Annotated in this window: 6 protein-coding genes; 4 read left to right on the forward strand and 2 right to left on the reverse strand. The window is 70.1% G+C overall.

Going from position 1 to position 8,278, the window contains the following annotated elements:
* Nucleotides 1–548 (reverse strand): hypothetical protein (locus HMPREF0043_RS07360; protein ID WP_198010307.1); only part of this gene is annotated, 548 nt, incomplete at its 3' end.
* 431 nt (nt 549–979) lie between these two features.
* On the opposite strand from HMPREF0043_RS07360, the gene HMPREF0043_RS07365 reads away from it, so the two are divergent.
* The 4 genes from HMPREF0043_RS07365 to mscL all read left to right on the forward strand — a co-directional run bounded on the left by HMPREF0043_RS07365 (nt 980) and on the right by mscL (nt 3,697).
* The gene (locus HMPREF0043_RS07365; protein ID WP_040318120.1) at nt 980–1,597 is read left to right on the forward strand and encodes a 5-formyltetrahydrofolate cyclo-ligase; all 618 of its coding nucleotides are present in this window, start codon (nt 980–982) and stop codon (nt 1,595–1,597) included.
* A 228-nt stretch (nt 1,598–1,825) separates the two neighbouring features.
* A complete protein-coding gene (locus tag HMPREF0043_RS07370; RefSeq protein WP_040318121.1) occupies nt 1,826–2,221 on the forward strand; it encodes an FmdB family zinc ribbon protein in 396 nt (131 codons plus the stop codon).
* A 358-nt stretch (nt 2,222–2,579) separates the two neighbouring features.
* Entirely contained in the window at nt 2,580–3,212 is a 633-nt protein-coding gene (locus HMPREF0043_RS07375; RefSeq protein WP_021602376.1) for an SAF domain-containing protein, read from the forward strand.
* An 80-nt stretch (nt 3,213–3,292) separates the two neighbouring features.
* Nucleotides 3,293–3,697, forward strand: a complete 405-nt coding sequence (gene mscL / locus HMPREF0043_RS07380; protein ID WP_021602377.1) for a large conductance mechanosensitive channel protein MscL — start codon at nt 3,293–3,295, stop codon at nt 3,695–3,697.
* A 775-nt stretch (nt 3,698–4,472) separates the two neighbouring features.
* Here mscL and HMPREF0043_RS11530 read toward each other — a convergent pair.
* Nucleotides 4,473–8,278, reverse strand: a 3,806-nt coding sequence (locus HMPREF0043_RS11530; RefSeq protein ID WP_021602379.1) for a hypothetical protein, incomplete at its 5' end; no start/stop codon positions are given.

Here is an 8,278-nt window from a genome sequence, read left to right on the forward strand (position 1 = left end):
CGCCCCGCGGTCTCGTGACCGCCTCCTGCGGCCCCCCGGCGCCCGCGCCCGGCGTCGCGTTCGGTCGCGCGGTCGCAAACGCCCGCGTCGGCTTTCCGGCCGCGGCCTCGCACGGCGATCTCCTCGGCGTCGGACGAACCGTGGGACGAGGATCCGCGGGCGGCCTCCCTCCTGGCCTGGGCGAGGGTCCGGGCGCGGACGATATCCACCGCGCGACGGCGCCCGTGCGCACGGCGGGGGCCCAGCTCGGCGTCGATGTCGGCGACGGTCTGCCTGTCGACGGCGTCGGCCTTGGCCACTTCGCGGCGCAGGTACCCGAAGCCCACTGCGCACGCCCCCGTGACCGCCGTGGCGCCCACGGCGGCGACGGCCGGCAGCGGCGTCAGGGCGGTGGCGATCCACAGCACGGCGGCCAGGGCGGCGAGCGCTGCGACGCCCATGAGGATGCGCCTCATGAAGGCCGCGCGTCTGGAGATCCTCGCTCGTGCACGAGAACGGTCACGGGCGAGTTCGCGAACGTCCTTCGCGCTGAACTCGCTTCCAGCCATCTCAACCTCCGGCCGCCGGAAAAAAACTGAACCATGTTGACCGCCCGCGTGGGCGGGCGGCTGAGCCTGCGACACCTCCAACATCCGCAGGTCCTCGGCGAAACGATCCTCGATCGGAGCGTCAGCCAGCACCACGCGACGTCTCACGAGGCCGGGGATGACGTAGGCGAACAGCAAGACAGCAGCACCCAGTACAACAAATCCCTCGAAGCCCACGGATCCACGCTAATGGCCGGCCACCACCGAGCCCGGGAGGACCTGCCGCGTGTTGCGAAACTCGCGGCGACCGGCTTGGCGGACATGGCGGATTCCCAATCCCCTCTCATACCACAGAGGGAGGCTGAGGCAAGGGGCGGTCCGCCCCATTCACGACTGGCGCAAATGGCGGATTTATCTACCGCGGGACGGTCCGCCCATGGAAGAATACGATTATGACCGCACATATGGTGACGCTTCCCGATGTCGCCGACCTGGATGTCGAGGACGCCAAACAGGTTCTACGCTCAGCCGCTCGCAAGAACCGCTCCCGCAGGTCGACGCACGTCCGTGAGGGGCTTGTCGATTCCTGGGTTCGCACAGCACTGGACTTCATAGGAGATGCCGAAGTCATCGCCGCCTACGTCTCCGTCAAAGACGAACCTCCCACGCACGAACTGTGCGAGGCCATCACCGCCGCCGGTAAGAAGCTATTGCTTCCCAAACTCGGGCCGAAGCTGTCCCGAGAGTGGGGATGGTATCGGGGACCGGACGATCTTCAGGTCATGGCCCCCGGCCGCCCCCCGGAGCCCGGCGGGGAGTGCCTGACCTCCAAGGTGCTCGACGCCGTCGACGTCCTGCTCGTCCCCGCCATCCTGGTCGGGCGCCACGGGCAGCGCATCGGCCAGGGAGGCGGATGGTACGACCGCATTCTCAAGCAGGTCAGGCCGGACGCCCGCATCGGAGCGATGATCTACCCCGACGAGTACGTGGAGGCCGAGCTTCCCCAGGACCCGATGGACGTGTGCGTGCACTACGTCATCCTCCCCGACCGCTGGGGCTCGGTGTCCTGACCGGATCGACGGGCGAACGGCCCGTCCCCGCCTGTCGTGATCCAGGCGGGGACGGGCCGTTCCTTGCATCGGGTCGGGTCGCCGGTCTGCGCATCCCGAGGAAGCGGCGCGCGTCTTCCGTGGGCGGCGACTCGGCGCGTCTTCCGTGGGCGAACCGCCGTGGAAAGTCGCGTGAGGGCGGAGTATCCTTGGCGCTCGGTGATCCACTGCTGCTCAAGGAGGCTTCGCGTGCCCACGTATTCGTACCGCTGTACCGCATGCGGAAACGAGTTCGACGTCCGTCAGTCGTTCAGCGACGCTCCGCTGACCGTGTGCGAGAAATGCGGAGGCGCCCTGCGCAAGCTGTTCAACTCCGTGGGCATCGTATTCAAGGGCTCCGGCTTCTATCACAACGACTCGAAGTCGTCCTCGCAGGGCCTTCACTCCTCCGAGCGCTCGGGCGGCGAGGAAGGCGGGTCCTCCGGCGAATCGTCATCCGAAGCTCCGGCCTCCGGCGACAACGGAGCGGAGCGGCGCACAGGCTCACAAGGCGCGTCGAGTCCGGCAGCGAGCGATTCCGGGCAGGCTCCGGCTTCCGGATCGGCTCCGAAGGCTGCGCCCTCCCCCGCGCCCGTCGCACCCTGAACGCCTCGCCTTCCGGGCGCTTGGCCTTCGAACCATTCCTGCCTGAGCGCATTCCTGCCTGAGCGTCTTTCCGCATCCATCTCCCGTCCCGCGCCTGCGAAGATCTCACTCCGCCGTCATCAGTCGCCCCGCCTCGCTCGGCGTGTCCCGCGTCTGCGAAGGTCCCACGCCTACCGCAGCCCGAAGGGACACACGAGACGTCGGGTCCCGCTACCGTCCGCAGGGCCGTCGGCGATGTGCGCGGGTCCGCGGCTGTGATGTCGGCCGCCGCGGTCCACAGGCCAGGTTCGGAGCATCGCCGTGCACAGAGGACCGTCGCGGGCCGGGGCGGCCGCGGCCTCCCCACTAGCCTGGTCGCATGGATTTCACCCGCATCCGCGCGACTCTGTGGCGTTTCCGCTTCGTTCTCGCGGCCGTCGCCCTCCTCGCCGCGGTCGCTTCGGCCCTCTCCGCGCTCAGAGAGCTGCGGCCCGAGACCGTGGGCGTCGTCGTAGCCGACCGCGACCTTCCCGCGGGAACCAAACTGAGCACCGGCGACGTGCGCGTGGCCGACGTGCCGCGAGCGCTGGCTCCCCGAGGCGTGCTCACATCGCTCGGCGACGTCGACGGGCGGACGCTGACCACGCCGGTCCCCAAGGGGATACCGGTGGCGCCGCAGATGCTCCTGTCGAAGAAGTTCCTGGCTTCCGTCGAGCCCGGGCAGGTCGTCGTGCCCGTCGCCGTGCAAGCCGACGGGACGGAGAGCCTGCTGACGCCCGGCCAGAGGGTCGCCCTCTACGCGCCCAAGGACGAGCACGCCCAGTCGCCGGAGGCCGTCAAGGTCGTCAGCCGGGCGACGATCGTCGGAGTGGGTACGGCGTCCAAAAGCAAGTCATTTTCACGTGATTTATCTAACACCCTGCCGCTTTTCCTTGCGATTCCCGCGGATACCGCTACCCTGGTCATTGGTTATGGCTCAGCTATGCCCATGCGGGTCGTCATCGTTCATTGACCCGGGGCGCTGGTAGCCATCACGTCCCGCAGTTCGAAACGCCGCGGGGAGAACTACGCACACGTTAGGAATATCAATCCATGCTTGACGGTTTTAAGAAATTCATCATGCGCGGCAATGTCATCGATCTCGCCGTCGGCGTCATCATCGGCGCCGCCTTCAAGCCGATCATCGACGCGCTCACCGACAAAATCCTCCTGCGGCTCATCTCCGCCATCTTCGGCAAGCCCAGCTTCAACGAAGTCGGCACATTCCACATCGGGACGACGCCCATCGAGCCGGGCTTTCTCATCACCGCCGTCGTCAACTTCCTCATCGTGGCCGCGGCCCTCTACTTCTGTATCGTCATGCCGATGAACAGGCTGGCCGAACGCAGGAAGTCCGGCCAGGCCGATCCCGAGGAGGCTCCCTCGGACGAGGTCCTCCTCCTCACGGAGATCAGGGACGCCCTCACCAACGACGGCCAGGGGCGTCTCCGCCAGTAGGGCGTCAGCCGTAACGGTCATGTGGGACGCGGGGCGGACTCGCGTCCCACTTCCATGCCGGCGCCGTCTGGCTCCAACGCGACCTTCGGTGCGATTCGTCAGCGCCGCCTGGCTTCGGCGTGCGATACAGCCGGCCATTCGCTCTCTTCGGCGGCTCCCGCGGCAGAGCGCCCGAGAAACGCCAGAGCGCTGCGAAAGATGCGCTAGAGCGACCCGAAATGCGGGGGTCTGTTCTCCAGCAGGCGGCGTTCGCCGGCGTCGCGGGCGACGACGCCGCGCCGCTCCTCGCCGCGCATCGCCGATCGGGTCGCCTTCGGGTCATCGAGGTGAAGAGCCTCTTCCGGAGAGGAGATCTCGCCGCGAGCCAGGCGCTCGGCGTCGACGCGGGACAGCCTGACGGCCGCCCGCCGTCTGCGCGGTGAAGAGGGAGAAGAGGGCGCGGCACTGGATCGGCCGCTGCCGGATCCTCGGGGATCGCCGGATCCTCGGGGATCGCCAGCGGCAGGGCCGAACTTGCGGGAGTCGCCGGAGCCTACACCGCCAGCGAGGACACCGGACTCATGGGAGTCGCCAGGGCCTACACCGCCGGCGGGGGCGTTGGGCTCATGAAGGCCGGCAACGGAAGCGGCGCCGAGCTCACGTGGAATACCGTCGTCACGGAGATTGCCGAGCTCACGCGGGTTGCCGTCGGCGACATCGCCGCCCCTCCGATCGCCGCCAGGCCGGCCGACGCCCGGGCTCCCTCGCCCGCTCGCTGTGCCCTCGCCCTTCGCGCTCACGGACGCAGGCCTTTGCCTTTGCCCGCGTCGCCGGGCGAGCCTTCGACCGCCAGCCCCGAACGGGAGATGACGTTCCTGAGTATCGCGTCGATCTGCACGCCTCGGCGGCGGATCGCGAGTTCCTCGCGGATCGCCTTGACGAATTCGTCCTTCCCGCGGACGACGCCGTCGGAGGCTATCCACGCGACGACGTCGTCGAGCTGACCGTCGGTGTACGCGGCCAGGGGAAGCCCGGCTTGGACGTTCGGACGCGGCCCCCGCGGCCTGGGAACTCCCCCGTCGCGCTCGGGGTCCTCGCCAGGCCCCGACGCCTGCGCAGGTCCCTCCGCGGAATCGGTCCCCGGCCCTTCCGCAGGCTCGGTCCCCGGCCCCTCTGCAGGTTCCTTCGAGGATCCAGACGATCCCGCCTCCGCTGGGTTCGGGCTCCCTCCCCCTTCTCCGGGCTGTCCTTCTCCGGGCTGCGGCGCGCCGTCCTCCGGAGCGGCTGGGCGCCGTCCAGGCCCGGAGGCCTTCGCCGCCGAGGCTGTCGCCTCAGCGCGATCGCCCCGCATGGAGGACGGTGAGGAAGAGCCCGGGGGCGTCGAGCCATCCGCAGGCACGGCGCCGGCCGAACCGGCTCCGTCGACTGGGCCGGAACCGTTAGTCGGACCGGAGGTGTCAGTTTGGCCGGAACCGCGGGCTGGGCCGGAACCACGGGCCACAGCTGCCGCATCGGCCGGGCCAGGACGATCGGCGGAGCCTACAGCGCCGTCGGGAACCGTTCGCGAAGCCTCGCCGGAGGCCGCCGGCGCAGCGGGGAAACTGGAAGCCGCTGTGTCGCCGGAGGCCGCTGCCCCGGGGAAGGCGGCTGGAACGGCAGCGTCGGCGGGGCGATCCGTCTGCGAGGACATGGTCCAATCCTCCGAGCCGAGCATCGGGACCTGCACGGGAGTCTCCGATTCGGCCTGTCGTGCCGCCTCGAGGGCGGCGATGACCTTCTCCGCCTGGCCGACCGGATCGATGAACAGAGATGTCGAGAATGTCCGGACGACCTTCCACCCGCGCCGTTCCAGGCGTTCGATCCAGTAGCGGTCGCGCCGGCGCAGAGAGGGCTCGCTGACGTAGGCGTCGTCGTCGGCGAGGACGGCGACCCTCCACGTTCCCGGGAGGGAGGGGTGCCCGGCGACGATGGGGATGCGCACTCCGCCGTCGAAGCCGAAGTCCATGGCGGCCTCCCATCCGGCGCTTCGCACGCGCGCCGCGAGATCGCCGAGGAGCGGGCCGACATCGCGTCCCGAGGCGTCCGGGTCGAGCGCGACCTCTCGGCCGGCGGCCCGGTCGATGATCCGCTCCAGCAGCCGCGGCCCGGGTGTGGACAGTCTGTTCGCCCCGATCTCGCCGGGGCCGAGCGCAGTGACGATCGTCAGCTCCTCGCGCGCGGCTTCCACCGCGTCGACGAGGCCGGTCAGCCCGCCCGGCGTGGCCAGGGGGCCGAAGGTGTGCAGCACTCGGCCGTGGACCGTCTTGCCCAGGCCGACCGTCAGAATCACGGAATCGCGCCGCAGCCCGGCCGCCTGGGTGAGGTCCAGGACGGTGAACGGCTCGCGCGAGCCCTCGCCGAGGAAGGCCCCCAGTTGCGGGGAGTCCGCGGCCAGCCGTTTGACGGCGCCGCGGATCTTGGAGGCGTTGGCCGTCGAGACGCTCACGACGGCCAGTGACTGCTCCGGGCGGGTCAGGGCGTGGTCGACTACGGCGTCCACGACGGCGTCGACCTCGGCCTGGGTGCCTTCGATCATCCCGGACTGGGGGTTGGGCACCCCCCGGCCGTTGACGACGATGAGCCGCGGCCTGCGTCCGTGCCTGGCGGAGGGGACCATCTCCAGGACGTCCTCGTAGCCCTGCTCGCGCAGCGTCTGGGCGGCGAGCTCGTCGTACTGGGCGCGGAGGGTCGGAAGCTCGCAGACCGGGAGGGTCTTGGCGAATTCGGTGATGGCCGCGCCGGCGTCCTCGGTCCGCGCCCTGCGGACGTTACCCATGGCCACGATCTGCCGGCCGCGCATGAGCATGGAGACCGTGGGGGCCAGGCGCGCCGAGTCGAGCTCGTCCATGATGACCAGATCGGCCCAGGGCATGGGCGGAACGAACTCGGCGGCGATCATCGACGGGATGACCCACACGGGCCGCGCGACCTGGACGAGCCGCGGGTGGGCGGCGATGACGTCCCGCAGGATCCCGGTCGAGTAGCGTTCGAGCTGCGCGTCCAGGCTCAGCGTGTCCTCGCGGTGCGCCGAGATCGTCTCGCGCATGGTCCTGACCACCGCGCGGTTGACGGGGACCACGAGGGTTCTCGTGTGCGCCTCGTCGAGGCGGCGGACCTCGGCGGCGAGTTCGGACAGGCCCGCCGGCGTCGTGCGGGCGAGGATCGGCGAGCGGCCGACCAGCTGTTCGAAGACCGAGGAGGCGTGGACGAGCTCGAGCTCGGCCTCCACGTCGGATCTGGTCACGCTGCGCTGCGTGAAGTCGTCGAGGACCCCGCCGTAGCCGCGGGCGCGGAACTCGGCGATGAGTTCGTTCGCGCGGGGAAGGCGCGCCATCGTGGTCTCGTCCTCGGCCAGCGCGCGCACCCGTTCGAGCAGCTCCCCGAGGGGCATCGAGGCGAGCCGGGCGCCGGGCAGCACCGATTCGAGGGATTCGAGCTCCCTGTCGGTCTCGGCGGCGTAGTGGCGTATCTGGGACATCCCGTCGGGGAGCTTCGGCCAGCCGCCCTCCGTGCAGTGGCGCCGCCACACTTCGCGTTGGCGTTGGACGGTCTTCAAGTCCGAGTGGAGGTCCGCTGAGGTCGCGCCGGGGCGCATGAGGTCCTTGGCCTGCTTGGTCAGGCGGCGCCTCTCCGACCCCCTCATCTCCTCGCCGTTGAGCTCGCGCCATTCCTTGGACGCCGTGGCGATCACCATGTCCTGGGCGCTGCGCTCGAAGATCTGGGGGAGGAAGATGTCCAAGGAGTAGGAGATGCCGTCGAGCATCCCGATCTGCTCGGCCCAATCGCCGAGCGTCTCGGCCGGAGTCAGGCCGGTCTCCTCGGCGACCCGCTTGGACTGGGACATGACCGCCGGGAGCAGCTCGGTGGCCAGGCGTTTGGCCCGCGCCAGGGCGGCGTCGCCGTCGGACGTCGAATGGATGGCCGCGCCCTTCCACGGCGAGTCCTCGGCGGGCACGAAGGCCCCCAAATCGGCCGCCTCCTCGAAGAGGGCGCGCACCTGCTCCCGGTTGGCCTCGAGATCCTCCAGGGCGCTCGAATCGAGGCGGACCCGGCTCTTCGGGGCGTTCTGGCGCGCGGTCAGAACGGCCAGGCGCTCCAGCAGCGTGAAGACGGACTCGTCCCACCGGGGATCCACTTCGTGCAGGGAAGCGATGTATTCGGCGAGCTCACCGCGGGCTCTGACCAGGTTGGAGCGCAGTTCCAGGACGTCGGTTTCGTCGGTTTCGCCGGCGCGCAGCCGCATGCCCGTGCGCAGGCGGTAGGCGACGCCCTCCAAATCGGAGAAGTCCAGGAGGAGGTCGCCCAGGCCGAGGCGCCCCATTTCGTCGACGAGCGCCCGGGCGGCCGACGCCCGGCCGGGCACGTAGAGCACGCTCTTGCCGGAGGCCGCGGCGTCCGCGACGATGCTGGCCAGCGTCTCCACGGCCTGCGATCCCGGGGGCGTGTCGACGACGACGGATCGCCCCGACGCGATGGCCTCGACGGCCGCGAGCTCGGCGGTGTCGCGGTCGCCCGCGCCCCGTTCCGCCTCGGGCGCGCGGTCGCGCCGCTCGGGAGCCGGCA

The sequence above is a fragment of the Actinobaculum sp. oral taxon 183 str. F0552 genome (genome assembly GCF_000466165.1).
In the GTDB taxonomy this organism is placed as follows: domain Bacteria; phylum Actinomycetota; class Actinomycetes; order Actinomycetales; family Actinomycetaceae; genus Peptidiphaga.